Here is a 26,819-nt window from a genome sequence, read left to right on the forward strand (position 1 = left end):
GGTATGATTCACCCATGCACGCCGCCGTGATACCGCCTCCTCCCAAGCTGCCCCCCGTCCCCCGGACACGTCGCGGGCGCATGATTCGCGGCATGGCGATCCTGATGCTGACCATCGCCGGCGCGCTACCGCTCGCACCGGCGCGGGCGGCCGATGCCACGATCGCCATCGAGGGCATTACCGGTTCGCTGCTCGACAATGCCCACGCACATCTTGCCGCGATCACGCTCGCGTGCGACGCCCCGCCCTGGCGGGCCGATTCGGCCCTGGCACAGGCGCGCCGTGCCGTGGGCAAGGCGCTGGCGGCCCTGGGCTACTACCGCCCTGAGATCGCGTCCCAGCTGAATCGCGACAAGTCATGCTGGCGAATCAGGCTCGATGTGAAGGCCGGCAAACCGGTGCGCATCACCGCACTGAAGCTCGATCTTGCCGGTCCGGGCCGACACGATGCCGGCCTGCGCGCCATCATCGACGACAGCGGCCTGGCAACCGGGCAGGTGCTCGATCAGGGCCGCTACAGCGCGCTCAAGCAGCGACTGGAGGCCTACGCCCACGAGCACGGCTATTTCGATGCGCGCTTTGCCGAGCACCGCATCCTGGTCGACCCGACGACCCACGGCGCCAGCATCGCACTCGCCCTGGACACCGGGCCGCGTTACGCCTTCGGCCGCACGCAGCTCGACATACACGCGCTCGACCCTGCGCTGGTAAGCGGTTTTCTGACCTACCGCCCCGGCGAGCCCTATAACGCCAACGCGGTCATCGAGAGCCAGAGCGCGCTGGTCGCGAGCGGGTATTTCGACAGCGTGCGCCTGCAGACCCTCTCTCGCGAGCGCGCGCACGGCGAAGTGCCGATGCGCCTGACAACCACGCCCGCACGGCGCTATCAGCTACTTACCGGCGCCGGCTATTCGACCGATACCGGTCCCACGCTGAAGCTCGATTTCCGCAACCGCCGGGTCAACCGCGCCGGGCACCGCTATGCCCTCAATCTGCAACTGGCACGCATACAGTCGCAGGCCACCGCACGCTACGAGATCCCGCTGGCCAACCCTCGCACCGACTGGCTGACGCTGGAGGCCGGCTACCAATATCAGAACACCCTCACCGCCCAGAACCGCACCTGGAAGCTCGCCGCCACCCGCACGCATCTGCTGTCGGACGGTTGGCTGCGCCGCCTCTCGCTCGAATACCTCAATGAGAATTCCACCATCGCCGGCGAAACGCTGTCCGGCCATTTCCTCATCCCCGGCATCGGCTTCAGTCGCACGGTGGCCGACGCCCCCGTCTACCCACAACGCGGCTGGTCGGCCGACGCGCGGCTGAGCGGCGCGGCGCGAGGCGTCGTGGCCACGGAGAGCTTCGTCCAGACCCGGCTTTCCGTACACACCATCACGCCGCTGCTTGGCGGCCGGGTATTCGCGCGCGCCGCGCTGGGCGCGACCGCGGTCCAGGATATCAATGCCTTGCCGGCCACCCTGCGCTTCTTCGCCGGCGGCGCACGCAGCGTGCGCGGCTATGCGTACCAAAGCCTTGGCCCGACGGACTCTCAGGGCGTGGTGGTGGGCGGTCGCTATCTGGCCGTGGGCAGCCTCGAATTCGATCACCATCTGGCCGGCCAGTTCTACTGGGCCATGTTCTACGATGCCGGCAACGCCTTCGACAATTGGCCCTTCACCCTGCGCCGCGGCGCAGGCGTCGGGCTGCGCTGGCACTCTCCGCTCGGCCCCATCCGTCTGGACATCGCGACGCCGCTCAATCCTCCGCCCGGCGCCAGCCGTTTCGTCATCCAGGTCAGCATGGGGCCCGAGCTGTGAGACGGCTGCTGATTCGGCTGTTTTATGCCGGCCTGCTGGCATTCGTCATGCTCAGCGCCCTGCTCTATGTCCTGATCGGCACGGCCGCAGGCAGCCGCTGGCTCCTGTTATCCGCCGCCCATTTCACGCACGACCGTTTCACCTTCGCCGCCAGCTCGGGCAATCTGCTCGACGGGCTGCGCGTCGACGGTCTGCGGTGGCGCTCACCCGAACTCGACATCGACATCCGGCACGCCCTGCTGCGCTGGCGCGCACTGGACCTGCTTGCCGGCAGGCTGCAGATCGAAACCCTGGCCGCCGAACAGGTGCGCATCGTCCGCCACCCCGGCCCCGCCCAGGCCTCGTCAACCGGACCGCCAGTGCTGCCGGTCGCCGTCCGCGTCGCCGACCTGAGGATCGACGACCTGGTGTTCGTCGACGGCCAGCAGCGCTTCCGCCTCTCGCGCATGCGCGCCGGGCTGACGCTTGCGGGCAGCCGACTGAGCCTCGCCCGGCTGCGCCTCGAAAGTCCGCAGGGCAGCCTCGCCATAGTCGGCGACATGCATCTGGCGGCGCCTTACATGCTCGATCTGCGTACGGCCTGGCAGGTCGAACCCGAAGCGGACACGCGGTTCGTCGGCCACGGCTCGATTCGCGGACCCTTGCAGGCGCTACACATCCGCCAGCAGCTCACCGCACCCTTCACGGTCTCGCTCGACGGCCAGACCGATGCCTTGCGCCAAACCGGCAGCGTCGAATTGAGCTGGAAGCACGCGCGCTGGCCGCTCAGCGGCCCGGCGGCAATCCAAAGCGCCGCCGGGCGGCTGCAGGCCACGGGCGGCCTTGCCGCCTACCGCCTGCACCTTGACACCGCACTGAAGGCCCGGCAGCTCGACGTCTCTCGCCTGCAGGCCGACATCGAAGGCGATCGCACCGGCCTGCGTATCGACCGCCTTACCGCGTCGCTGCTCGGCGGCACGCTGCAGGCCCATGGCAAACTCGCCTGGCAGGCGAAACCTGCCTGGCAACTCGCGGTCAACGTCCACGACATCGATCCGGGGCTGTTCGATGCCGCCTGGCCGGGCAGACTGACGGGCAAGGCCTTTCTGCATGGCGACGACCGGCAAATCGCCTTCGCGGTCGACCCTGTCACCGGACGGCTGCGGGGGCTGCCGGCAAACCTGCGCATGCAGGGCGTGCTCGAACTCGCCAGGCGCGAGCTCAAACTCGACGGCGCGCGGCTCGATGTGCTCGGTGCCCAGGCGGACCTGAACGGACGCGCCACCGAGAGCGGCGCCGATCTGCATTTCGTGCTGGAGGTGCCCAAGCTGAAGGCCTTCGACGCGCAGGCCGGCGGCAGCCTGCGCGTCAGCGGACAGATCAGCGGCCCCTGGCGCTGGCCGCGCGTGGATGCCCGTGCAGAAGGCCGCCAGCTGCATCTGCGCGAGCTGTCCGTCGCCCGCCTGGAGGCCACCATCAAGCCCGCCGCGCAAGATAACCTGCAGGCCCGAGTGATCGTGCAGGGTCTCGATCGCGGAGGACTGCGCATCGAACGTCTCGCCCTCTCGGCCGACGGCAAACCCGCGCGCATGCGACTGGCGCTGCACGCTCAGGCACCGCAGGGCCGGCTCGATGCCGCCCTCACCGGCGGCCTGTCCAGCAGGAAAACCGGATGGGACGGCCGCCTGGAACGCCTGGAACTGCTGCCCCGCAAGGGCAGCGCCTGGCGGCTGAGCCGCCCGGCCGGACTTCGTATCGCCCCCGGCCGGATCGATCTCGCACTCGCATGCCTACGCCCCGTGAGCGATGCGACGGCCCATCTTTGCCTGCAGATGGCCTCCTCGCCCAAGGGCATCGCGCTGCAGACCGAATGGCAAAAACTGCCGCTGGCGATGCTCGATCCCTGGCTGCCGCCTTCACTGCGCGCGGGTGGCCATCTCAGCGGGCAAGGTCGGCTGCAAGGTCCTCTGGATGCGTTACAGGGACAGCTGACCGCCAGCGCCCCCGACGGCCACATCGAATTGACGCGCAGCACGGGCAAGCGCCGTTATGCCCTTCCGCTCACCCAACTCACCCTCGGATTGCATCGCGAGCAACTGACGCTGAGCGTGAACGGCGGCCTGCCCGAAGGCGGGCAACTGGCAGCCCGCCTCGATACCGGGCTCGCGGCCCAGGCGGCATTGAGCGGCCACATCGACTTGAAGCTGCCTCATCTGCGCTTCCTCGACGGCCTGATACCCGACACGCAGGGCATCGAGGGCGCGCTCACGGCCAATCTCACGCTTTCGGGTACGCGCGCCGCGCCCTCGATCGAGACCCGAGCATCGCTAGAACGAGGCGCGATGACCCTCAATCGGGCGGCCATCCGGATGCAGGACGTGCAGGCCAGTCTGCAAGGCTCCGGCCAAACCCTGGACATCGCGCTGCAGGCTCGCTCAGGCCCGGGCCGGATCGATGCCAAGGGACGGGTTAACGGCCTATTCACCCCACAACCGGTGCTGCAGCTTGACGTGAAGGGCGAACGCTTCGAAGCGGTGCATTTACCCCAGGTCAGCGCCCTGATCAGCCCTGCGCTGACCGTCACGGCCGACCCCCGAAAAATCCGGATCCGCGGGCGGGTCGAAGTGCCGCAGGCGACCATCAAGGTGAAGCGGGTACCGCCGGGTGCCGTGGACGTCTCTGCCGACACGCGCATCGTCGGCGCGGCGGCACCCTCGCCGATGCATGGCCCGCAACTCGACGCCGCCATCGAGCTCTCGCTGGGACAGGCGGTCAAGCTCGATGCCTTCGGCCTGGCCGGCCAGCTGACCGGCGACATGTTGATCAGCCAGCGAGCGGATGCCCCGACGGTTGCCGACGGCAGCCTGCGCATCGTCGACGGCACCTATTCGGCCTACGGCCTCAACCTTGCGCTGAGTCGCGGCGTACTGAACTTCGCCGGCCCGGTGGACAACCCCGGGCTGGACGTGGTGGCTCAACGCCAGACCGGCGACGTCACCGCACAGCTGACGGTCACCGGCACGCTCAAGTCGCCGCGCTCGCAGGTCAGCGCCACGCCGCCGATGTCCGAATCCGAAGCCCTGTCCTGGCTGATCACCGGGCACGGTCTGGCCGGCTCGTCGAAAAGCGATGCCGCCCTGTTGCTCAAGGCGCTCGCCAGCATGCACGCGGGCGACGGCGGCAACGGCGGCCTGCTCTCATCGCTCAAGGCGCGCACCGGCCTCAGCGACATCGGCGTGCAGGGCGGCAGCAGTCTGCAGCAGAGCTCGCTGCTGCTCGGCAAATACCTCACGCCGGATCTTTACGTGCGCTACGCGGCCGGCCTGTTCGACCACAGCAACACGGTCTCTCTGAACTACCGTCTTTCTCAGCACTTCAGCGTGGAAGCCAAATCGGGCAGCGCGCAGGGCATCGATCTGCTCTACCAGATCGTCTTCGGCCCGCGCTGAAGCAGTCAGGCTCGGCGGATCAGCTCGACGATCTCGGGAAAGCCGCCCACGCGCTCGGCCGCATCGAGCTTGATCGCCTCCTTGGGCATGCCGAACACCACGCAGCTCGCCTCGTCCTGCGCCATGGTCGTCGCCCCCGCCTCGCGCATCAGCCTCAGGCCGCGCGCGCCGTCCCCGCCCATGCCGGTCATGATGATGCCGACGGCATTGCGGCCGGCCACCTGCGCAGCCGAGCGGAACAGCACGTCGACCGAAGGCTTGTGGCGATTGACCAGCGGCCCGTCGAACACCTCGGCATAGTATTGCGCACCCTGGCGGGCGATCTTCAGGTGCTGCCCACCTGGCGCGATCAGGGCCAGCCCGGGGATCAGACGATCGCCCGATTTGGCCTCGCGAACCTCGATCTGGCACAAGCCGTTGAGGCGTTCCGCGAAGGCGGCGGTAAACATCGCCGGCATATGCTGGACGATGGCGATGGGTGCGCACACCCTCGGCAAGTCGGTCAGCACGGTTTCAAGCGCCTGCGTGCCGCCGGTCGAGGTGCCGATGGCCACGATGCGCTCGGTGGTGCGCAGCATCGCCTCGCCGCCAGCGGGGGCTGGCGTTGCCGTCGCCGGCCCGGCGGGTGCCGGCGCGCGCCTTTGCAGGTTGCCGGGATTCACGCGCGCGGCCGCCTTGACCGCGGCGATCAGGTCGTTGGCGCTGTCGAGCAGAAAATCGCGGATGCCCACCGTCGGCTTGGTGACCACGTGCACCGCGCCGGCGGCCAGCGCCTGCAGTGTGGTGGCGGCGCCCTTTTCGGTCAGCGTCGAGCAGATGATGACCGGCGTGGGCCGCTCGCGCATCAACTGCCCCAGAAAGGTGATGCCGTCCATCCTCGGCATCTCGACGTCGAGCACGATCACGTCGGGCCACTGCCGCTTCATCCTTTCCTTGGCGAACAACGGGTCGGCGGCGGCGCCGATCACTTCGATCGAGGGATCCGAGGACAAGGCCGACTGCAGGACCTGCCTGACCACGGCCGAATCGTCGACGACCAACACCTTGATCTTGCCGCCTGCGTCGGATTGCGTCACGGTCCGCCCCTCGTTTTCATCATGATTTCATGGATTTATACCAGAGATAGACCAGGCCGTCGTCAAGGTCCAGCACCAGGCTGCGATGCCCGTCGCCACCCAGATGCTCGGCGGCGACCTTGAACCCGTAAGCCGCCATCAACACCCGCGCGGCCTCCACATTGCGTGCCGACACGCCCTCCCGTGCGGGACGCGATTTCAGCGCCGGAAACATATTGCCGCCGCCGAAGAGCTTGACCTCGTAATCCCTGGGATGCGTGCGCGAGCTGCGTATCCTGGCCATGAACAGATGCATCATCTCGTCGGCATATTTGCCGTCCCATTCGCCGGCAGCCTGGGGCGCGCGACGCTGGCCGCGGCACGGCAGCATGAAATGCCCCATGCCGCCGCATCGCAGCTCGGGATGCCAGAGCGTCACCGCGACGCAGGAACCGAGTATGGTCTTGATCCGTGTGCCGGCCTTGCCGAAATAGAAACCGCCCGGCGTCAGATACACATCGTATCGCTGCCAGTCCCTGCGGTTCACGGACGCCGGTAGATCGAGGGCGCCTCGACGATCAATTCCGATGTCACGCCGTTGAGGCTCTCGGAATGGCCGACGAAGAGATAGCCGCCCGGGCGCAAACGGGCGATCAGGCGGGCAATCAGCGCCTGCTTGGTCGGCAGATCGAAATAAATCATCACGTTGCGCAGGAAAATGACATCAAAAAGACCCAAGCCCTCCGGCAACTCGGCATTCAGATTGAGGGTCCGGAATTCCACGCGTTCGCGCAGCTTGCGGGCGACGGCGAACAGGCCTTCCTTGGAACCGGTGCCGCGCAGGCAATAGGCGCGCAGATAGGATCGCGGGATGCGCTCGGCCCGATCGAGCGGGTAGATGCCGGCCCGCGCCCGCTCCAGCACGCGCTGGCTCAGGTCCGTGGCCAGCACCGACCAGGGTCTCGCGCCGGCGTGCTCGGCCAGGGTCATGGCGATGCTGTAGGGTTCCTCGCCACTCGAACAGGCCGCACTCCAGATGCGCAACCCCTGCGGCGCGCGGGTCAAGGTCGGCAGCACATGCTCGACAAGGTAGTCGAAATGTTTCTGCTCACGGAAAAAATAGGTTTCGTTGGTGGTCAGCAGATCGATCGCCCGTTGCGCCTCGGAACCCGGGCGCGGGTCGCCGTCCAGCAGTGCGAGATATTCGCGATAGCCCGCACAGCCGAGTTCGCGCAGCCGTTTTTCGAGACGCCCGGCGACCAGTGCGCGCTTGGCCGTACTCAGGTGTATGCCGGCGCGACGGTAGATGAATTCGCGGATGGCCTGAAACTCGCGATCGCCCAAAGGCACACCGCGGCCGGTGCCGTTCGCCGCCGCCCCCTTTTGCGGCCTGTCCGCCGTCGCGCTGGCCATTGACGTTCAGGACGGCCGCGGCGCGGTCGACATGGCCTCTGCGAGTGCGGACATTTCCGTCACCGACAGGGCCTGGTCGATGTCCAACACGACGATGAAGCGACCATCGACCTTGCCGATGCCTTCGATGAAATCGTTGCGCAGCCCGGCACCGAACGCGGGCGGCCGCTCCTGGCTGCTGGGCTCGATCTCGACCACCTCATTCACAGAATCGACCAGAATGCCCAGATCCTGATGGGTCTGCTGCTTGCTCAGCTCGATGATGACGATGCAGGTTCGACGGCGGATTTCGGTTGGCGGGCGGCCAAAGCGGACCGCGAGATCGATCACCGGCACCACGCGTCCGCGCAGATTGATCACGCCGCGCAGGAAGGCCGGCATCATCGGTACTGTGGTCACGGCCTCGTATTCGATGATTTCGCGAATGTGCGTGATATTGACCGCGAAGGTTTCCTCGCCCAGCGTAAAGCTCAGGTACTGCCCGGCCTGATCGGATGCCTCGCCCGTGACCGGCTCGCGCTCCGCGTCCGAAATCTCCAGTTGATTGGCCATCGAAGCCTCCTTCAGAACCGCACGAATTCGCCTTCATCCGGCAGCTCACTCTCCTTGCGGCTGTCCGGCGCGGCCCGCTTGAACTCCTGCGGCGTTCTGTCGACCTTGAGGCGATGCTTGGCCTGGGTGGCTGACCCAGCCTGCTGGAACGAGCGCTGCGCACGCAGCTTGAACACCGACATGATCTGCTGGAGCTGCTCCGCCTGGCTGTTGAGTTCTTCCGCCGTCGCAGCCAGCTCCTCGGAGGCCGAGGCATTCTGCTGCGTCGCCTGGCTGAGCTGGTTCATCGCCACGTTGATCTGGCCGACGCCACTGCTCTGCTCGTCCGACGCGGCGGCGATTTCCTGCACCAGATCGGAAGTCTTGCGCACACCCGGCACGATCTCTCCCAGCAGCTGCCCTGCGCGCTCGGCCAGACCCACGCTGCTGCTGGCAAGCTGGCCGATCTCCTGCGCCGCCACCTGGCTGCGCTCGGCCAGCTTGCGCACTTCGGCCGCGACCACCGCAAAACCCTTGCCGTGTTCGCCGGCACGCGCGGCTTCGATGGCCGCATTGAGCGCCAGCAGATTGGTCTGGTAGGCGATGTCGTCGACGATGCCGATCTTGTCCGCGATGTCCTTCATGGCGCGCACGGTCTGCTCGACGGCCTGCCCGCCTTCGGTCGCCTTGCTGGCGGCCTCGCCGGCCATGCCGTCGGTAATCTTCGCGTTCTCGGCGTTCTGGGTGACCGACGCGCCCATTTCCTCCATGGAAGCGGTGGTTTCCTCGACGCTCGCCGCCTGCTCCGTCGATGCCTGGGAAACCGACTGCGCGGTCGCACTGACCTCTTCCGAAGCGCTGGACAGCGAATCGGCGGCGCTGCGCACCTCCGCGATCACACCCGCCAGGTTTTCCGCCATGGTGCGCATCGCCGCCAGCAGGCGCCCGGTTTCGTCGCGCGATACCGCATCGATGGTCACGCTCAGGTCGTTGTTCGCCAGACTGTTCGCGACGTCCACCGCCTCGGCGATCGGGCGGGTGATGCTGCGCGTGGTCAGCCACGCGAAACCGACGCCCAGCAGCAAGCCAACGACAATGACGCTGATGGCCAGCGTGCGCGATTCGCTATAAACCGCATTGGCCTGCGCGTAGGAATTATCGAGATGCTGCTGCTGCAACGCAGTCAACTGATTGAGGCTGACGCGCAGTGTGTCGACCACGGGCAGCCCTCGTGCCGAAAAACTGGCAGCGGCCTGGGCCGCATTTCCCGCCTTCAGCTGCTGATGGGCTTCGTCCTTGATGCCCTTGAGCTTGTCGAGCGCCTGACTGATTTCACCCAGCCCGGCACGGCCCTGAGAGGAGGTCAGCAAGCCGTTCAGCTGTTCCAGGCGCTTGCCGATCTGGGTTTCGTGGTCATGGATGCGCGAGGCCAGCTGCTCGCGCTGGGCGGCATTGCTGGTCAGCATCATGCCCTGGAAATCGGCTTCGTCCTCCAGGATTTCGTCCTTGATCTGCATCACCAGCTTGGCCTTGACCCAATCGCGCTGGACGATCCGGTCCGTGCCCTGCTTGATCATCGACATCTCGTGCACGCCCATGCCCGCCACGATCACGAGCAAGGCCAGCAAGACGCCGAACCCGATGCCCAGACGGACACCTATTTTCAAATTTCTGAAAGACATAGTCCCCTCACTCGCATGTCGTCATATGCATGGTTGTTCGCATGGTTATCCCGTTTCGTCGCTCGCGCGTCCCGCTCAGCCGCCTGCAGGTTCGCCCTCCGTTGCCGATACGCGCGGCAGACCCGGCGCCCCCTCACGCAGGGCCGCAAGCTGGCTCAGACCCACCGCGTCGAAAATCAGCGCCAGCTCGCCGCTGCCGAGAATCGTCGAACCGCTGATGCCCTTGAGATGTGCGAAGAGGTCGCCGAGCGGCTTGATGACCGTCTGCAGCTCGCCGAGGAGATCGTCCACCACCAGCCCGAAGCGCCGCCCGCCGGCCTGCACCACGACCAGGCTCTCGCGCCCCTGTGCGCGCGACGTCAAGCCGAAGAAATCGGCTATGCGCAGATAGGGAATCACCTCGTCACGGACTTGCACGTAGGCACCGTGCGCGGACCGCTGCTCGACGCGGTCGAAGTCGATGCATTCAACCACCATGTCCAGCGGCAGCACGAATTTCGATTCGCCGACGCCCAGCAAAAACCCGTCGATGATGGCGAGCGTCAGCGGCAGGCGCAGGCGCACGGAGGTGCCACGCCCCGGCATGCTGTCGATGTCGATGCTTCCGCGCAGCCCTTCGATGGTCTTCTTGACCACATCCATGCCGACGCCGCGCCCGGACAGGTTGCTGACCTGTTCCGCCGTGGAAAAGCCCGGCTCGAAGATCAGTTGATACAGGGCATGCGTGGATAACTGATCCTCTTCGCCGATCAGGCCGCGACCGATCGCCTTGTTGCGGATGCGCTCGGGGTCAAGCCCGGCACCGTCGTCGCCAACCTCGATCACCACGCTGCCCGAATCGTGGAAGGCCGCCAGCCGGATCGTCCCCTTGCCGCTCTTGCCTCGCGCCATCCGCACGTCCGGCATTTCGATGCCATGGTCGATGGCATTGCGCACCATGTGGGTCAGGGGATCGGCGAGTTTCTCCACCATCGTGCGGTCGAGCTCGGTCTCGCCACCCTCAACTTGCAGGGTCACCTCCTTACCGAGTTCGCGCGCGGTGTCGCGCACGATGCGGTGGAAGCGCGCGAAGGTCTCGCCGATCTCGACCATGCGCAGCCGCAAGGTGCCTTCGCGGATCAGCTCGACGAGCCGTCCGACCTCGATCGACGCCTCCTGCTGCGGCGCATCGGGATTGGCCGCGCCCAGGGTGCGCATCGCGGAACTCGCGATCACCAGCTCTCCGACCAGGTCGATGAGGGCATCCAGCTTGTCGGCCTGCACCCTGACCGACTGCGTGTCACGCGCCTTCACTTCCTTGATCTTGTTCTGCTTTTCAAGAGCGGCCTTGACGATCGGGGACTGGACCGCGCCTTGCTCCACCAGGATGTGACCCAGGGGCTCGGGATTTTCGGCCTTCGCCTGCGCGGCCAGGGCCTCGGTGAGTTCGCGCTGCGTGACCGTGCCGACCTTCACCAGGATCTCGCCAAGCCGGAGATCGTCCTCCGGCAGGGACTGGATCAGCGCCAGAAACTCTTCCGCCTTGCTGGCCATCGGCAGGATGCGGAGTTCGCAGTCCTCCCTGACGAACTCGAACACATCCTCCAGGGTCTGCTTGCTGACGTCGCCGCGAAAATGGATCTCGAAACCCATGTAGCAGCACTCGGGATCGTAATCGACCTCCGGTATCCGCTCGGGCAGCAGTTCGACGCCCACCAGCTGCCCCAGCGACTTCAGATAGCGCACGAAGGACAGCGGGTCCATGCCGTTGCGGAAGGTGTCTTCGCCGAAACGCAGGGACAAATGCCAGCCTTCCGCCTCGGGTGGCCGGGTCCACGATTGAATCGCCGACTCGACCGCATCCCCGGCCGAAATCAGCTTCTGCCCGTTGGACGAGCCTTGCGGCTCGGGCTTGTCGGCAGCGGGCCGGTCTGCCGGAGCGGGCGGCCTGCCGGCAACGGCATCCACCGACTCGCCGCCTCGCAGGGCGACGATCAGCGCCCGCCCCTGCGCCTGCTGCGCGTCGTCGAGCGGGCGCGACTCCGCGGCACAGTCCACGAGCGTGCCGAGGTGATCGGTACACTGGATCAGCAGGCTGACCCACGGTGGCGCGAGTTCGAGCGCACCGTCCCGTGCGCGATCGAGCACGCTTTCCATTTCGTGGCCGAAGGCGACGACGTCGTCGAGCCCAAACAGACCGGCAGAGCCCTTGACCGTGTGCGCCGCGCGAAACAGGGCATTGACGTCCTCGGGGTCCGCTTCGGCCTCCTCCAGCCGCAGCAGGATCGACTCCATCTGCAGCAGCAGTTCGTGCGCCTCCTCGAGAAAGGTGCCCAACGCGCCGCTCATGTCGAACCCGTCGCTCATCGCTTGCCCCCCTTCGGGCGAATCACCAGCGGATCGCCGAAGAAACGTTCGAGCTGGCAGAGCTCGAGTGCCTCGATGACGCACGCACTGTGCTGCGCCAGGTGTAGAGCCTTGCCGTCATGCGCCGCCGCGCGCTTGCCCGCCATCAGCAACTGCAGCCCGGCGCCGTCGATGTTGTCCACGCCGGACAGATCCAGCACCAAACTGGCGCTCTGTTGCAGCGCCTCCGCGACACGCGCATGCACCTCGGCAACCGAGTAAATGTCCAGATCGCCGCCCAGCGCCAGCTGCAAGCCTTCTCCGGTTTCGCTTTCGACGATATCCATGCCACCACCTCCCGGGGGTGCGGATGCTCAGGGTCCGACCAGCTTGGACACCGCGGCCAGCATCTGCGCGGGCTGGAAGGGCTTGACCATCCAGGCCTTGGCGCCGGCCGCACGTCCCTCCTCCTTTTTCGAATCCTGGCCTTCGGTGGTCAGCATGATCACCGGTACGAAGCGGTATTCGGGCCTTTGTTTGAGCTGTTTGACGAAGGTGATGCCGTCCATTCGCGGCATGTTCACGTCGCTGATGACCAGCTGCACCTTCTTGCCCTCCAGCCGGGTCAGCGCTTCCTGCCCGTCGCCCGCCTCCATCACCTCGTATCCGGCCCCCGTCAGCGCCATTTTCACGACCTGACGCAAGGAGGCGGAGTCGTCCACAATCATCACCGTCTTAGGCATCCCATCGCTCCCGATCCATATCCAACGATTGAAATTCGACCCACGCGGCCACGCGCCTCAGAAAAAGGTCACGTCGCCCGTATTCGACTGCGAACCCTGCTCGCCGCGGTGATTGCGGCGCTGCTCGTCGGTGGTGTAGCTGCGCTCCACCTCGGACAACCATTGTTCGATCACCTCGCGCACGTCGACAGCGCCCGCGCCATGATGCCGATCGAGCAGTTCACCCAGGCTGTTCAGGCTCGATTCGGCGTGATCGAGTATCTGGCTCACGCGATCCTGGAACTGCAGCGAGACCAGCATCTGCGCGACGTCCATGCGGATACCGTCGTTTTCGCGGTGGACCACTTCGGCGGACGTTCGCGTGTTTTCGGCGAAACGGCGGAAACGGTCGAGCACCGCATTGACCGCGGCGTCCGCGGCTTCCATCGCCTGGCGGTCGGCCTCGCCCGAGGTGCTGGCCGAGCTGCCGATTTGCCCGAGCGAGTCGGTGATGCTTTGAATCTTCTCGGCCATCCGGCGCACGGTATCGGTCGACAGGCCGGACAGTTTGCGCACCTCCTCGGCGACGACGGCGAAACCGCGCCCCTGCTCGCCGGCACGCGCCGCCTCGATGGCCGCGTTCAATGCCAGCAGATTGGTACGCGAGGCGATGACCTCCACCTCGCCGGTCATGCTGCGCAACGCCTCCGCATAGGCATCCAGCCCCTCCAGTGCCTGCGCCAGCGTGCGCCGGCGCCGCCCGGTCTCGTCGAGCGTGCTCAGCACCGACTTGAGATCGGATTCGTTACGCGCGAAATCGTCGGACGCGTCCGCACCCGAGCCGTTCGATTCCGCGCCAACGATCGAAGCGGCGGTCTGCACCGCCTGATCCAGGCGTTCCTGCAGGCTGTCGAATTGCCCGACCAGGGCATTGATGCCCTCCTCGGTCTGGAGCTTCGCCGTGTCGATTTGACGGGCCAGTATCTGCAGCGCCTGTGCGATGGCCAGAGTATCGGACTCCTGGCCGCTGACGAGATGTTCGCCGCCTGCGGAGGTCGCTGCGGCCGGCGTCGTCGGCATCGATGCCGGAACCTCGGCGCGCGCACGCCAGATCCAGGCCAACACCAGCAAGGCTGCCAACGTCAGTGCCAGCGCGCGGGGCTGTCCCCAAATCGACAGCGCCACGATCGAGACACTCCACGGTATGGCCGCGCCCGCGGCCCACATCCGACCAGCCAGTGTATTGCTCGTCATGCGGGTATCGCCCTTCCCTTTCGTCTGTCGCCGGCAACTGACCGGGGCTTGTTATCAGTATTGTGATAGGCCCAAAACAGCGGACACGGTCCGAGGACCGCATCCCCATACAAGGCTTCTATGGATATATCGTCATCTGTCGGGAATAGTTGAATGCCCGTGGACAGATAGAGCTTAGCCAATCCCCAGCCGATTCCCATCTTGCCGGCCCAGGGCAGCGATCAACACACACGGATTGCGACAAGCAAAACTTATTAAAGGTTCAGAATTTTCACATTTTCGTCACAATCAGCCGTGGGCGGAGACGAAAAAAATGGCGGGATGCGCGCGCGGGCAACCCGCGAGGCTGCGGCCTAGGCGACCGGGAGACAGTCGATCAGACGCACGCCGCCGAGCCATGCGGCGGCCAGGATGACCAGCGGCATGGCGGCGGTCTGCACGGTCGCCAGGTCGTCCGCGCGGCGAATGGCGACGTATTCGACCTTGAAGCCGACCCGTTCTAGGGCCTCGGTCGCGGCGCGCTCGATGGTTTCGATCGCGCCGCCGCGGCGCAGCAGCGCCTCGGCCCGCACGAGTCCCTGATGCAGCAGCGCGGCGCGGACGCGATCCGCATCGCTCAAGCGCGCATTGCGCGAGCTGAGCGCGAGGCCGTCCTCGGCCCTCACCACCGGCACGCCGTGTATGCGCACGGGAATGTCGAGGTCGGCGGCCATGCGCCGCACCAGCAGCAGCTGTTGGTAGTCCTTCTCGCCGAACACGGCCTCGTCGGGCTGCACCAGGTTGAACAGCTTGCAGACCACCGTGGCGACGCCAGTGAAATGTCCCGGCCTGCGCTCGCCCTCCAGCAGATCGCCCAGCCCCGGCACGCTGACCCGCGTGGCGACGTCCAGCCCGCCCGGATAGAGCGTTTCGGCGTCCGGCGCGAACAGCAGATCGACCCCGTCGCGCACCAGCACGGCGCGGTCGGCATCCAGCGTGCGCGGGTAGCTGCTCAGGTCTTCCGGGCGATCGAACTGCAGCGGGTTGACGAATATGCTGACCACCACGCGATCCGCGCGCTGACGCGCCTCGCGGATCAGCGCGCGGTGGCCGTCATGCAGATTGCCCATCGTGGGCACCAGCGCCACGCGCTCGCCCTGCAGCCGCCAGCCTCTGACGATGCTGCGCAGTTCCAGCGGTCTCCCCGTTTCGCGCATGGGTCAGAAACCGTGTTCGGGCGCCGGGAAACGCCCCCCGCGGACCGCCTCGACATAGGCGCGCAAGGCGTCGCCCACGCGCTCGTGTCCAGGCATGAAGTTGCGTGCGAACCGCGGCGGCTTGCCCGGCGTGATGCCGAGCACGTCATGCAGTACCAGGATCTGTCCATCGCAGGCGGCACCGGCGCCGATGCCGATCACCGGGATGCCGGCAGCCTCGGTGATCTCGGCCGCAAGGCTGACCGGTACACATTCCAGCAGCAGCATTTCGGCGCCTGCCGCCTCCAGCGCGCGGGCATCCTCGCAAAGGGCCTGGGCGCTCGCCGCGTCGCGCCCCTGCACCCGGTAACCGCCGATTTTGTGCACGAATTGCGGGCGCAGCCCGAGATGCGCGCACACCGGCACGCCGTGCACGCTCAATTGTTCGACCACGGCCATCTGCCCGGCGCCGCCTTCTAGCTTGACCATCTCGGCACCGCCCTCCTGCATCAGCCGCGCGGCATTGCGCAAGGCCATGGCGGGATCCGTGAAGCTCATGAACGGCATGTCGGCCATCAGCAGCGCATGCCGCCGGCCGGCGGCCGCCAGGCGGGTGTGATAGACCATTTCGTCGACGGTTACGGAGACCGTCGTCTCGTGTCCCTGCACCACCATGCCGAGCGAATCGCCGACCAGGATCACGTCGGTGCCGGCCTCGTCGACCAAGCGTGCGAAGGCCGCATCGTAAGCGGTCAGACAGGCGATCTTGCGGCCCTCGCGGCGCGCACGGCGGAGGTCGGCGACCGTCACGCGTTTCTGTTCGTTATGTACGCTCATGGAATCACATCGTGAAAGGCAGAGGATTGAAATAGCGGCGCCCACTGGGCGGTGTGCGGATTTCCTCGACCAGCGCCTGATAGTCGCGCTCGTTGCGCACGATATCGATCTCGCTGGCATTGACGATCAGCAGCGGCGCCGCGTCGTAATGGTAGAAAAAATCGGTGTAACGCGCGCACAGCCGAGTGAGGTAGGCCGGGTCGAGCTGGCGTTCGTACTTGCGGGCGCGCTGTTCGATCCGCCGTAGCAATACGTCGACCGGCGCCTGCAGATAGACCACCAGATCCGGCTGCGGCGCCTCCAGCGTCAGCTGCGCATAGACCTGCTCGTAGAGCGCCAGCTCGTCGTCGTCCAGCGTCACCTCGGCAAACAGCCGGTCCTTCTCCAGCAGAAAGTCGGCCACCCGGGTCGAGGCAAACAGATCGCTCTGGCGCAGGCCGCTCATCTGGCGTACCCGCGTGAGCAGGAAGCTGAGCTGCGCAGGCAGGGCGGCGCGCGCGGGGTCTTCGTAGAAACGTTCCAGGAAGGGGTTGTCCTCGGGCGTCTCAAGCAACAGGGAGGCGCCAAAATCCTCCGACAGCCGTCGCGCCAGCGTCGTCTTGCCGACCCCGATCGGGCCCTCGATGGCGATATAGGCAGGCAGTTCACTCATCCGCACGATCCACAGGTTTGAGTCCCCTCGCGGGACAGCGCGCAACCAGGGTGTCCAGCGCACCCAGCCCCGGAATCGTCAGGCCCGGAGCGATTTCGGCGAGAGGATACAGGACAAAGTCGCGTTCATGCATACCCGGATGCGGCAGCGTCAGGCGCGGCGAGTCCATCCGGCAATCGCCATGCAGCAACAGATCGAGGTCCAGGGTACGCGGCCCCCAGCGCTCGCCGCCGCGCACCCTGCCCTGTTGCTGCTCGATGGCCTGCAGGGCGTCTAGCAGCTCAAACGGCGACAGGTGCGTGTCGAGGCACGCCACCGCATTGACATAATCGGGCTGGTCACCCGGCCCCATCGGCGGCGTGAAATAAAGACGCGAACAACGGCGCAGAGCGCTTTCCGGCAGCGCATCCAACGCCACCATCGCGCGCTCGACCTGTCGGCGCGGATCGTTCAGATTGCTGCCCAGGGCCACATAGGCCGGACAGATTTCAGGCATCGCTCGGCTTGGCCTTGCGGGCGCGGCTGCGACGACGCCGCTTGCGGCGCGCGCCCTCCGGCCGCCCGGCCGACTCCAGCAACTGCTGCTGGCCCGCCTCATCGGTCTCCTGCAGCCGAGTCCACCATTCGCACAGCTCGGCATCGATCTCGCCCACCTGCGCCCGCAGACACAGGAAGTCGTAGGCGGCGCGGAAGCGGGGGTGCGCCATCAGACGCATCGGGCGCTTGCCCTGGCGTTGCGAGAAGCGCGGCTGCTGGGTCCAGATCTCGCGCATCGGCAGACTGAAGCGCTTGGGCAAGCTGATGCGGCGCGTCTGCTCCGACGCCACCTCCGCCGCCGCGATCTGCAGCGCAGGGAGCTCACCCAGCTCGTCGTTGGCGAGATCGCGCACGCGCAGGCGTACCGGCTCCCACAGCAACGCGGCGAACAGGAAGGCCGGCGTGACCGGCTTGCCCTCGTTCACGCGGCGATCCGTGTTTTCGAGCGCCCGCAGCAGGAAGGTCAGCGGGAATCCATCGACTTCGCGGGCCAGCGCCGCCTCGGTGGCCGGAAACAGAACCCCGAACAGACCGTAATGCCGCAACAGCTCGAACGACTGCACCGCCGCGCCGCCCTGAAACAGCTTGAGCACCTCGTCGAACAGCCGCGCGGGCGCCACATCCGCAAGCAAGGGCGCCAGCTCGAACAGCGGCGCCTCGCTGGCCGCCTCGATACGAAAGCCCAGCTTGGCGGCAAAACGTACCGCGCGCAGCATCCGCACCGGATCCTCGCGATAGCGCACCTCGGGATCGCCGATCAGGCGCAGCACACCCTCGCGGATATCGCCCACCCCACCGGTGTGATCGACAACCGAGAAATCGCGGATGTCGTAATACAGGGCGTTGATCGTGAAATCCCGCCGCCAGGCGTCCTGCTCGAAGGTGCCGTAAACGTTATCGCGCAGGATACGGCCTTCCTCGCTCAGCGCCGCGTCGCCTTCGTCCTCGGCGATATCGTGCGGCGCGCGAAAGGTCGCGACCTCGATGATCTCCCGCCCGAAACGCACATGCGCCAGACGGAAGCGGCGGCCGATCAGCCGACAGTTGCGAAACAGCGTCTGCAGCTCCTCCGGCCGCGCGCTGGTCGCAATGTCGAAATCCTTCGGCTCGCGCCCCAGAAGCAGATCGCGCACGCCGCCGCCCACGAGGTAGGCCTCATACCCCGCATCCTTGAGGCGATACAGCACCTTCAGCGCGTTCGGACTGATCCGGGCGCGGGAGATGTCATGCTCGGCACGGGGGATGATGCGAGGGCTGGCGGGAACGGGTGGCGAATTCAAGCTGTATGCAGGCTCACGGTATGAATAAGGGCAATGCGTCTTGTGAAAACTGAACCGGCCGGTATAATACCAGCCTTTCCGCACTACTGCAGTCTACCTGCTCCCATCGTCTAGCGGTCTAGGACGTCGCCCTCTCACGGCGAAAACCGGGGTTCGAGTCCCCGTGGGAGCGCCAAACCCCAAACGGGCGGCACTGCATCCACTGTTCTTCTGGGATCAAACCGGCACTCCAGCCTCCAGGCCCCGGGACAGTCGCTACCCCCCCATACCGCCCGCACGCTCTATTAGCTGGCAAGCCCGCCTGCCTTCTTCGGAAACCCGCACGCTGTTCTTCTGATCTATCGGGGATTGCTGGTAGGTCGGTTCATCTTCGCCCAATAGCAGCGTTCGCATGACGGCACCCGCGGCGCCAATCCCGCCTCGGGTGCCGGTTGCCGCTTAACGCGGCTTGGCGCCCATGGCGATCGGCTTGCCCTGGGACAATGAGGTCAGATAGGCGACCATGTCGGCCATGGCCTTGCTGCCGCCGGCCGGCGGCTTGCCGCCGAGGCCGCGCGCCACGCAGCCGCGAATCTGGTCCTCGAGGGTGATGACCTTGTGCGCGCGGGGGTTGTAGCGCGGGAAGATGGCGGCGGCGTTGGCGAGGCTCGGGAAGTGACGCCCGTGCACGACCGTCGGCCCCATGCCGGCTGCCCTGTGGCACGATTCGCAGGTCATGCCGCGCCCGCCGAACGTGTCATGAATGAACATATGCTTACCGTCGGCAATGGCCTGGGCCAACGGCCCTGCGGCGGCATGCGCGCTGCTCGTCGCGCCGAGACCGGCGACGACGGCGATCGCCATGACCGCGCCCAGACGCGCGAAGCGCCCTCTTCTTGCTGCAGACACTCGGGACATTCCACTCTCTCCTTGGATGGATTGAATAACGGATCCGTTAACGGATCTTCTTGAACCAAGGAGTTGGGACCGCGATCCCGCGCAAATGTTCCCCGGCAACGCCGGGACGGCTCAGTCCAGGCCACGCAGGGCGCGGATTCGCCGGCGGGAACGCTTGTCCGGACGATGCGCCGGCGCGGCGGCGCCCGCGCGTTCCAGGCGACGGGTTTCCGCCTGATGCGCACGAACCTCACGGGAGGTTTCCGATTCGCGATAAAGCGCTTGCGCCTGCGCGGCGGGACCGCGCCGTTCGCCGAGCTGCAAGACCTCGACATCGAAACGCGCCTCGTCGCGCACGATCTCGAGGCGGTCGCCCGCCCGCAGGTTCCGCGACGGCTTTACGCGTACTCCGTTGAGATGTACCTTGCCACCGTTGACGGCGGCCGCGGCCAGGCTGCGCGTCTTGAAGAAACGCGCAGCCCAAAGCCACTTGTCGATTCTTACCCCCTCCGACGGCGACGACGGCATCATCGGCCGCCACCCCGACACCCCCACGCGATCGCGGAGTTGCCCATGTCCCTCGAATTGATCAGCTTCAAGCTTTGTCCCTTCGTGCAGCGCAGCGTGGTCACGCTGCTGTACAAACAGGTGCCCTTCGAGATCACCTACATCGATCTGGCGTCGCCGCCGGAGTGGTTCCTCGCCATTTCGCCCTTCGGCAAGGTGCCGGCCCTGCGGCTGGATGACGGCAGTGCGCTGTTCGAGTCGGCCATCATCAACGAGTATATCGACGACATCACGCCGCCCCAGCTCAATCCCGCCGACCCGCTCAAGCGCGCGCGCAACCGCAGCTGGATCCAGTTTGGCGAACAGTGCATCGTGGATCAATACCAGTTGACCGTGGCCAAGAACGAAGACGATTTCGAGGCGGTGCACACGCGTGCGCGGAACAATCTGGACAAGGTCGAGGCCATCCTCGGCGAGGGCCCCTGGTTCAACGGTCGGGATTTCTCGCTGGTCGACGCCGCCTATGCGCCGATTTTCATGCGTTATGCACTGATCAAGCCGATGGACGACGTCATGTCGGCATCGCGCTATCCGCGGCTCAATGCGTGGGCGACGGCGCTGCTCGACCTACCCGCGGTGCGACGCTCGGTGGTCGAGGATTTCGATCGACTGTTCGCGGAATACGTACGCAAGAGCAGCCCCTATGCTGCAGACCGGCTGCTCACCGCCTCGGCCGCCTGAACCGCAACCGGCTGCGCCGGGCGACCGCGACGCCGCTCAGCGCAGCCACTCGACGATATGGGCCTCCAGATCGGAGACCACACGCTCGCTGACGCAGCGGCCGCGCACCGAAATCCCCGCGCGATGCACCGCCTCGCGGTCGCCGCATACCAGATAATGCCATTCGGGTAATCCCCGCCCCTCCGCCAGGCGACGATAGGCGCAGCTTTGCGGCAGCCAGTCGAAACTCGCCAGATCCTCGAAGGTCAGCTGGATGCAGTCGGGCACGATCGCGCGCCGATGCGCGTAGTCGCGGCATCTGCAATCCCCGGGGTCGAGCAGATGGCAGGCCACGTCGGTGAAATATAGCTCGTTGGTATCCTCGTCCTGCAGTTTGTGCAGGCAGCAGCGGCCGCAACCGTCGCATACCGCCTCCCACTCCTCCCGACTCATCTCGGCCAGCGGGGTGTCGCGCCAGAAACCGGGCCGCAGGGCCATCGTCACGCCCTCCCGGCCATGCGTTCGATGCGTGCGCGTACGGCAGCAAAGGCGGACGGCGTCACATAGTGCAGTACCGCGCGCCCGTCTTCGGCGCGCAACAGCGCCAGCCCGCGCCGCGGATACAGCCAGTAGACCTGCCGCTTGCCGACATCGATCCGTGCGGCCGGCGCGCCGAACGACTTGAGCACCAGATCCTTCTCGTAACGCACCTTGGGTGCGTAGGTGATGCCCGCGATAGGCAATCCAAGCGCCTTGCCGGTGTCGGATTCCGTCAGTTGAAGACGCCAGGCGCCGGTCGCGGTGGGCTGACGCCCGACGGCGCGCGCCGCCAACCGCGCCAGCAAGCCGCCGGACGCTGCCAGACTGACGTCGACGCGCGCCTCGAACATGCCCAGCGACACATTGCCGTAATAAGCCTCCAGACTCATGCGCCCGGCCGGGGTCACAAACAGCGCGACCTGGGGAATCTTGCGCAGGCGGGCGTTGAGCGCGCGCGCGGTGGTCTTGCCCAGGGTGATGCCGAACACGCGCGAGGCGCCGTCGGGCAGGACGTCCACCTGCCAGGGCAGATTCGTCGCCCGCTCGCCACCACCGCGCGCAAACCAGCTTGCAAGGCCGAGCGCGGCCACCAGCAGCAACGACACCAGCAGCAAACTGTTACGCAGCATGTCCCCCCCCAAAGCCTCTGCGGCATTGTAGCACCCGCCCGGCGACCGACCGGCTGATATACTGCGGCCCACCCGAGCCTGTGGAGATGCCCCGACATGCTGCCCGATTATCAGCCGGACACCACCTTGTGCGAGCGGTTCGCCGACTTTCGCGAACGCGACCACTGGGTCTTCTACGCGCCCAACACCAGCGAGGGCGAGGAGGCCAGAGCCTATGGCGTGCTCTTCGACATCCTGCGCAAGCAGACCGCGATCATGATGATTTCGCCCGCCGACCCCGCACGCTACGAGCCGGTTTATTACGACGCGCTCAAGTACAGCCTGCCCACGATCCGCCACAGCCGGCTGTTCACCTCCAAGGTGCCCCGCAACAGCCGCGTCTACTTCATCGAAGAGCCCGAGCCGGTCGCCGACTTCTACGCCTGCGCCGACGTGGTGCTGCTCGGCGGCACGCTCACCGATGAGGCGACCTCCATCCCCGACCTGACCACCCCGATCCTGGCCGGCAAGCCGGTGATCGCCGGCCCTGGACAAAGCCGCCCGGAAGTCGCCGCCGCGGTCGCCGCCGGCGCGATCCTCAGTGCCGGGGCGGTCGAGGACATGGCCGAGGCAATCCGCACGCTCAAGGCCGACGCCGAAGCGGCGAAGGCGCTGACCGAACGGGCGCGCGAGTGGCTGCAGATACGCGAGGGCGACGCATCGTGAACGGGCGCGCGGACGAGGCGCCGCGCGCGGCGCTGGACGCCTTGTATGCGGGCTGCCGCTCGCTGATTCTCGCCACGCTGGACGACGACGGCGTGCCGCACGCCAGCCCCGCGCCCTTCGTCCGCGACGACGCGCACGGCGATTATTACGTCTACGTCAGCGGCCTTTCCGCACATACCCGGCACCTCGCGACCGGACGCCCGGCCTCGGTCCTGCTGATCGAGGACGAGGCCGCCACGGCGCAGATTTTCGCCCGTGTCCGCCTCAGCCAGACATGCGCCGTGGACGAGATCGCCCAGGCGTCGCCGGCATGGGGGCATCGGCTCGAAGCCTTCTCGGAACGATTCGGCCAGGTGATCGAGGTGCTGCGCTCGCTGCCCGATTTTCGCCTGTTCCGCCTGCGGCCACGGGATGGCGGGCGCTTCGTGACCGGCTTCGGCCGCGCTTTCGATCTGCGCGGCGACGAGCTCGTTGCCGTCGGCCCGCCCGCCGCGCCGCCCGAGGGCTGACGGCGCCGCGCCGCTCAGCCCTTGCGCGCGCGGAAGTCCCGCAGCCAGGCCTGGGCGGCCTCGCCGGCGCGCAGCCGATCCGCGGCCGACAGCTCCCGCGCGACGCGTTCGCGATAGCGCGCCGCATTGGCCACACCCAGTTCGGCGGCGATGAAAAACCACTTGTAGGCGTCGACGTCGCTGCGCGGCACACCCTCGCCCATGGCGAAGCAGCGCCCGAGATTGCTGGCGGCATGCGCCTCGCCCGCCTCGGCCGCGCGGTAATACCACTGCGCCGCCTGTTCGGCATCCTGCGGCAGCCCTTCGCCCGTGTCGTATTTGAGGCCCAGCCGAAACTGCGCCTGCGGGTTGCCGGCCTCCGCGGCCACCCAGTACCAGCGCGCCGCCTCGTTGACATCGGCCGGGATGCCGTCGCCATCATCGAGCATCAGCGCCAGATTGAAGGCCGCCTCGGCATATCCCTGCTCGGCCGCGGCACGGTAGTAGGCGGCGGCGCGTGGCTTGTCTTCGGGCATGCCGTCGCCCTGGTCGTGAATCACGCCCAGATTGAACTGCGAACGCGCATCGCCCTGCTCGGCCAGCAGACGCCACAAATGCAGCGCGCCGACACGGTCGCCATGCAGGTAGAGGTCGAGTGCGGTGTTGAAATCCGTCATACTGTCGATTCGATTGCCGTGATTGATGGGTCGTGAGTGATTAGAAGCCAAACCCGGACGCCTGCCATGCATCTGTCCGACATCACCATGTTCTACGCGCCGGAAAGCGGAGGCGTGCGCCGTTATCTCGACGCCAAGCGGCAATGGCTCGCGCATAATACCGTGTGCCGCCACAGCCTGCTGGCGCCCGGCACGCGCGACACCCAGGACACGCCGGGCGTCTTCACCCTGCCCGCGCCGCCGCTGCCATTCTCCAACGGCTATCGCTTCCCGCTGCGCCGTCGCCCCTGGACGCGCAAGCTGATCGAACTCGCGCCCGACCTGATCGAGGCCGGCGACCCCTATCGGCTGGCGGGCGCCGCGCTGGCGGCCGGGCGGGCACTGGATGTGCCCGTGATCGGATTCTACCATTCCGACCTGCCCAGACTGATCGCCAAACGGCTGGGCGATCGCTCGCTACCCATCGTCCAGGCCTACGTCCGCCGCCTCTATCGCGCGTTTGATCAGGTGCTCACACCAAGCCGGACCATGTGCGAACACCTGCTGGAGCTGGGCGTGGAACGCGTGGCCGTGCAACCCCTCGGCGTCGACGCCGAAGGCTTCCACCCGCGCAACCGCGACCCGCACCTGCGCCGGCAATTGGGCATCGGCCCGCAGACCCATCTGCTGATCTTCGCGGGCCGCTATGCGCGCGAGAAGAATCTGGAGCAGTTGGTACAGGCCTTCACGCGCCTCGGCCCACGCTATCACCTGCTGCTCGTCGGCCCCGACATGCCCTTCGCGTCGACCGGCAACGTGAGCTGCTTTTCGCATTTCTTTTCCGCACCGGAACTGGCGCGCATGCTCGCCTCCGCCGACGCGCTCGCGCACGCCGGCGACAACGAAACCTTCGGCCTCATCGTGCTTGAGGCCATGGCCAGCGGCATCCCCGTGGTCGGCGTCGAGGCCGGCGCAATCCCCGAGCTGGTGAATCCGGCCGTCGGGGCTTTGGCGCGCAGCAGCGCCCCGCATCATCTGGCCGAGGCCGTCGAGGCCCTGTTCACGCGCGACGTGGCCGCCATGGGCCGCGAGGCTCGCCGGCAGGTCGAGGCGCACTGGACCTGGGACCGCGCCTTCAGCCAGCTTTTCCAAACCTATTGCCGGCTGATCGACCCGCATCAGCCCGGCCACGAGACCTCGCGACGTGTCAGTGCCTGAACCCGTCCACCCTCGCGCCGTCAGCGTCGTGCTTCACGACGTCGCCCCCGCCACCTGGCCCGCCTGCGAAGCCCTGCTGCGCATGATCGACGGCTGCGGCCAGGTGCCCGTCACCCTGTTGGTCGTGCCCGACTACCACCATCGCGGCGGCATCGAGGCGGATGCGCGGTTCCGCCGCGCGATCGAGGCCCGGCTGGCACGCGGCGACGAGCTCGCCCTGCACGGCTTCCACCACATCGATGATACGGCAGCCGCACCGCGCGGGCCGCTGCAGTGGCTGACACGTCGCGTGTACACCGCCTCCGAGGGCGAGTTCGCGGCGCTGGAAGAAAACGCTGCCGAAGCCCTGCTCGGCCGCGGGCTGGCGATTTTCGATGCGCTGGGCTGGCCGGTCGCGGGTTTCGTGGCGCCGGCCTGGCTGATGAGCGACGGCACCCGTGCCGCACTGACACGCTCGGGTCTGCAATACACCTCGACGCGGACCGCCCTCTACCGCCTGCCCGACTGGCGCCAGACCGGGCATCCGAGCCTGGTGTGGAGCGTGCGCTCGGCCTGGCGCCGCGCGGCCTCGCGCGTGGTCAACGACATCCAGCACCGGCGGCTGCGCCACGCCCCGCTGCTGCGTCTGGGCCTGCACCCGGCCGACGCGCCGCACCCGGCGGCCGTGGTCTACTGGCAGCGCACGCTGCAACAGGCCCTCGTGGACCGCCGGCCCATGACCAAATCCGCCTGGCTGGCGGCGGGCGCATGAAACGCGCCCTGCTGATCGGACTTGCCACCCTATTGTTGAGTCTCGCCATCCCGCTGAGCTACGGCGGTTTCGGCGTTCTGGCGCAACTGCCAGAGGTGGCCCACTGGCTGATCCCCACCACCCTCGGCATGGTGCTGCTCGGCTGGCTGTTCAACGCGGCGCGGCTGCGGCTGCTGGTCGGAGGCGTCGAGGGCCGCGTCGACCGCAGGCAGGCACTGGCCACCGTGGTATCGACGGAATTTGCCGGAGCCGCCTCCCCGGCCGGAGTGGGCGGCCCGCTCACCTACGTCTACCTGTTGCGTCAGCACGGCGTCAAAACCGGCCACGCCGCTGCCCTGTATGCGGTCGACCACATCATGGATCTGGCCTTTTTCGCCACGGCGCTACCGCTGGCGCTGGCCGTGTTTACCTTCGACCGCGAACTCGACCACCCGGTTTGGCTGCTCGGCCTGCTGCTCGGCCTGCTGGCCGCTGGCCTCGGCTTCATGTGGCTGATGCTGCACCGCTATCGCACGGTCCTGCGCCTGTTCGGACGCCTGCTCCGGCGCCTGCGCGTGAGCGCGCTGCGCAGACGCCGGCTGGCGCGCTGGGTCATCCAGTTCCGCCATGCCGTCAAGCTGCTGCTCGGCATGCCCCGACATCGGCTGGTGCTGCTGTACATCTATTGCATGAGTCATTGGCTGCTGCGCTACAGCATCCTGCCGGTCGTGCTCTACGGCCTGCACCATCCCGTCCCCTGGTCCTATCTTTTCATCGTCCAGGGCATGCTCCTGTTCGCCGGGCAGCTTAGCTTCCTGCCCGGCGGCACCGGCAGCGTGGAACTCGGGTTCTCCGCGCTGCTCGCGGCCTGGCTGTCTTCCGACACACTGGCGCTGGCACTGATCCTGTGGCGTTTCGCAACCTTCTACTGGTACCTGCTCGCCGGCGCGCCGGTATTCGCGGCCACCGCCGGAGCGGCGACCGGACGCTTGCTGACGGCACGACGGGAACGCGAGTCGGCGGGCTGAGGCGGGCGCCGAAG

General features: G+C 67.0%; 27 protein-coding genes and 1 tRNA gene. 9 read left to right on the forward strand and 19 right to left on the reverse strand.

Features of this window, described 5'->3' with window-relative positions:
- Positions 1–92 precede the first annotated feature (92 nt).
- Both THPRO_RS04645 and THPRO_RS04650 read left to right on the forward strand, forming a co-directional pair.
- Complete coding sequence (locus THPRO_RS04645; protein ID WP_161489930.1) at positions 93–1,817, forward strand: autotransporter assembly complex protein TamA; 1,725 nt, start codon at positions 93–95, stop codon at positions 1,815–1,817.
- On the forward strand, positions 1,814–5,245 hold the full coding sequence (locus THPRO_RS04650) for a translocation/assembly module TamB domain-containing protein (RefSeq protein WP_038089643.1): 3,432 nt from the start codon (positions 1,814–1,816) through the stop codon (positions 5,243–5,245). Before THPRO_RS04645 ends, THPRO_RS04650 begins: the two co-directional genes overlap by 4 nt.
- 5 nt (positions 5,246–5,250) lie before the next feature.
- On the opposite strand, the gene THPRO_RS04655 is transcribed toward THPRO_RS04650, so the two are convergent.
- The 14 genes from THPRO_RS04655 to pcnB all read right to left on the reverse strand — a co-directional run bounded on the left by THPRO_RS04655 (position 5,251) and on the right by pcnB (position 18,708).
- A complete protein-coding gene (locus THPRO_RS04655; protein WP_052064310.1) occupies positions 5,251–6,321 on the reverse strand; it encodes a protein-glutamate methylesterase/protein-glutamine glutaminase in 1,071 nt (356 codons plus the stop codon).
- Between the two features lie 19 nt (positions 6,322–6,340).
- Entirely contained in the window at positions 6,341–6,817 is a 477-nt protein-coding gene (locus THPRO_RS04660; RefSeq protein WP_236717250.1) for a chemotaxis protein CheD, read from the reverse strand.
- A 26-nt stretch (positions 6,818–6,843) separates the two neighbouring features.
- Positions 6,844–7,713, reverse strand: a complete 870-nt coding sequence (locus THPRO_RS04665; protein WP_082954445.1) for a CheR family methyltransferase — start codon at positions 7,711–7,713, stop codon at positions 6,844–6,846.
- Positions 7,714–7,719: 6 nt separating this feature from the next.
- Positions 7,720–8,265 carry a chemotaxis protein CheW gene (locus tag THPRO_RS04670; protein ID WP_038089639.1) on the reverse strand — a complete coding sequence of 182 codons (546 nt, stop codon included), beginning with the start codon at positions 8,263–8,265 and terminating at the stop codon, positions 7,720–7,722.
- Positions 8,266–8,276: 11 nt separating this feature from the next.
- Entirely contained in the window at positions 8,277–9,926 is a 1,650-nt protein-coding gene (locus THPRO_RS04675; RefSeq protein ID WP_038089637.1) for a methyl-accepting chemotaxis protein, read from the reverse strand.
- A 75-nt stretch (positions 9,927–10,001) separates the two neighbouring features.
- The gene (locus THPRO_RS04680) at positions 10,002–12,272 is read right to left on the reverse strand and encodes a chemotaxis protein CheA (protein ID WP_038089634.1); all 2,271 of its coding nucleotides are present in this window, start codon (positions 12,270–12,272) and stop codon (positions 10,002–10,004) included.
- Positions 12,269–12,598: an STAS domain-containing protein gene (locus THPRO_RS04685; RefSeq protein WP_038089632.1), complete on the reverse strand. Its 330-nt coding sequence runs from the start codon at positions 12,596–12,598 to the stop codon at positions 12,269–12,271. The genes THPRO_RS04680 and THPRO_RS04685 overlap by 4 nt, the downstream gene beginning before the upstream one ends.
- Positions 12,599–12,625: 27 nt before the next feature.
- Positions 12,626–12,994: a response regulator gene (locus tag THPRO_RS04690; RefSeq protein ID WP_038089630.1), complete on the reverse strand. Its 369-nt coding sequence runs from the start codon at positions 12,992–12,994 to the stop codon at positions 12,626–12,628.
- Between the two features lie 57 nt (positions 12,995–13,051).
- The gene (locus THPRO_RS04695; protein ID WP_082954446.1) at positions 13,052–14,227 is read right to left on the reverse strand and encodes a methyl-accepting chemotaxis protein; all 1,176 of its coding nucleotides are present in this window, start codon (positions 14,225–14,227) and stop codon (positions 13,052–13,054) included.
- Between the two features lie 353 nt (positions 14,228–14,580).
- Complete coding sequence (gene panC / locus THPRO_RS04700) at positions 14,581–15,423, reverse strand: pantoate--beta-alanine ligase (protein ID WP_038089627.1); 843 nt, start codon at positions 15,421–15,423, stop codon at positions 14,581–14,583.
- 3 nt (positions 15,424–15,426) lie between these two features.
- Positions 15,427–16,239, reverse strand: a complete 813-nt coding sequence (gene panB / locus THPRO_RS04705) for a 3-methyl-2-oxobutanoate hydroxymethyltransferase (protein WP_038089625.1) — start codon at positions 16,237–16,239, stop codon at positions 15,427–15,429.
- Positions 16,240–16,243: 4 nt separating this feature from the next.
- Positions 16,244–16,891, reverse strand: a complete 648-nt coding sequence (locus THPRO_RS04710; protein ID WP_038089622.1) for a deoxynucleoside kinase — start codon at positions 16,889–16,891, stop codon at positions 16,244–16,246.
- Positions 16,884–17,387 carry a 2-amino-4-hydroxy-6-hydroxymethyldihydropteridine diphosphokinase gene (folK, locus tag THPRO_RS04715; protein WP_038089620.1) on the reverse strand — a complete coding sequence of 168 codons (504 nt, stop codon included), beginning with the start codon at positions 17,385–17,387 and terminating at the stop codon, positions 16,884–16,886. The genes THPRO_RS04710 and folK overlap by 8 nt, the downstream gene beginning before the upstream one ends.
- Positions 17,380–18,708: a polynucleotide adenylyltransferase PcnB gene (gene pcnB / locus THPRO_RS04720; protein ID WP_038089618.1), complete on the reverse strand. Its 1,329-nt coding sequence runs from the start codon at positions 18,706–18,708 to the stop codon at positions 17,380–17,382. The genes folK and pcnB overlap by 8 nt, the downstream gene beginning before the upstream one ends.
- Positions 18,709–18,807: 99 nt before the next feature.
- Between pcnB and THPRO_RS04725 the strand changes: the two genes are divergently transcribed.
- Positions 18,808–18,883: transfer RNA gene (locus tag THPRO_RS04725), tRNA-Glu, on the forward strand.
- Between the two features lie 263 nt (positions 18,884–19,146).
- On the opposite strand, the gene THPRO_RS04730 is transcribed toward THPRO_RS04725, so the two are convergent.
- The gene (locus tag THPRO_RS04730; protein ID WP_145930695.1) at positions 19,147–19,605 is read right to left on the reverse strand and encodes a c-type cytochrome; all 459 of its coding nucleotides are present in this window, start codon (positions 19,603–19,605) and stop codon (positions 19,147–19,149) included.
- A gap of 111 nt (positions 19,606–19,716) precedes the next feature.
- Positions 19,717–20,115: an RNA-binding S4 domain-containing protein gene (locus THPRO_RS04735; protein WP_065089291.1), complete on the reverse strand. Its 399-nt coding sequence runs from the start codon at positions 20,113–20,115 to the stop codon at positions 19,717–19,719.
- 42 nt (positions 20,116–20,157) lie between these two features.
- Between THPRO_RS04735 and THPRO_RS04740 the strand changes: the two genes are divergently transcribed.
- Positions 20,158–20,832, forward strand: a complete 675-nt coding sequence (locus tag THPRO_RS04740; protein ID WP_038089611.1) for a glutathione S-transferase family protein — start codon at positions 20,158–20,160, stop codon at positions 20,830–20,832.
- Positions 20,833–20,868: 36 nt separating this feature from the next.
- Here the strand turns inward: THPRO_RS04740 and THPRO_RS04745 are convergent, their stop codons facing one another.
- Positions 20,869–21,309, reverse strand: coding sequence for a YcgN family cysteine cluster protein (locus THPRO_RS04745; RefSeq protein ID WP_065089292.1), 441 nt, complete (start codon positions 21,307–21,309; stop codon positions 20,869–20,871).
- 2 nt (positions 21,310–21,311) lie between these two features.
- Positions 21,312–21,980 carry a hypothetical protein gene (locus THPRO_RS04750; protein ID WP_038089608.1) on the reverse strand — a complete coding sequence of 223 codons (669 nt, stop codon included), beginning with the start codon at positions 21,978–21,980 and terminating at the stop codon, positions 21,312–21,314.
- 96 nt (positions 21,981–22,076) lie between these two features.
- On the opposite strand from THPRO_RS04750, the gene THPRO_RS04755 reads away from it, so the two are divergent.
- Both THPRO_RS04755 and THPRO_RS04760 read left to right on the forward strand, forming a co-directional pair.
- On the forward strand, positions 22,077–22,685 hold the full coding sequence (locus tag THPRO_RS04755; RefSeq protein WP_052064307.1) for a glycosyltransferase: 609 nt from the start codon (positions 22,077–22,079) through the stop codon (positions 22,683–22,685).
- Entirely contained in the window at positions 22,682–23,194 is a 513-nt protein-coding gene (locus THPRO_RS04760; protein ID WP_201786937.1) for a HugZ family pyridoxamine 5'-phosphate oxidase, read from the forward strand. The genes THPRO_RS04755 and THPRO_RS04760 overlap by 4 nt, the downstream gene beginning before the upstream one ends.
- A gap of 14 nt (positions 23,195–23,208) precedes the next feature.
- Here THPRO_RS04760 and THPRO_RS04765 read toward each other — a convergent pair whose 3' ends face one another.
- Positions 23,209–23,850 carry a tetratricopeptide repeat protein gene (locus tag THPRO_RS04765; protein ID WP_052064306.1) on the reverse strand — a complete coding sequence of 214 codons (642 nt, stop codon included), beginning with the start codon at positions 23,848–23,850 and terminating at the stop codon, positions 23,209–23,211.
- 66 nt (positions 23,851–23,916) lie between these two features.
- Between THPRO_RS04765 and THPRO_RS04770 the strand changes: the two genes are divergently transcribed.
- From THPRO_RS04770 to THPRO_RS04780, 3 genes are read left to right on the forward strand one after another with little or no spacing between them, the layout of a single operon-like run.
- Positions 23,917–25,047, forward strand: coding sequence for a glycosyltransferase family 4 protein (locus tag THPRO_RS04770; RefSeq protein WP_038089605.1), 1,131 nt, complete (start codon positions 23,917–23,919; stop codon positions 25,045–25,047).
- Entirely contained in the window at positions 25,034–25,798 is a 765-nt protein-coding gene (locus THPRO_RS04775) for a DUF2334 domain-containing protein (RefSeq protein WP_201786938.1), read from the forward strand. Before THPRO_RS04770 ends, THPRO_RS04775 begins: the two co-directional genes overlap by 14 nt.
- A complete protein-coding gene (locus tag THPRO_RS04780; RefSeq protein WP_038089599.1) occupies positions 25,795–26,805 on the forward strand; it encodes a lysylphosphatidylglycerol synthase transmembrane domain-containing protein in 1,011 nt (336 codons plus the stop codon). Before THPRO_RS04775 ends, THPRO_RS04780 begins: the two co-directional genes overlap by 4 nt.
- The last annotated feature ends 14 nt before the right edge of the window (positions 26,806–26,819 follow it).

Origin of the sequence: Acidihalobacter prosperus, assembly GCF_000754095.2 — a bacterium.
Lineage (GTDB): Bacteria > Pseudomonadota > Gammaproteobacteria > DSM-5130 > Acidihalobacteraceae > Acidihalobacter > Acidihalobacter prosperus.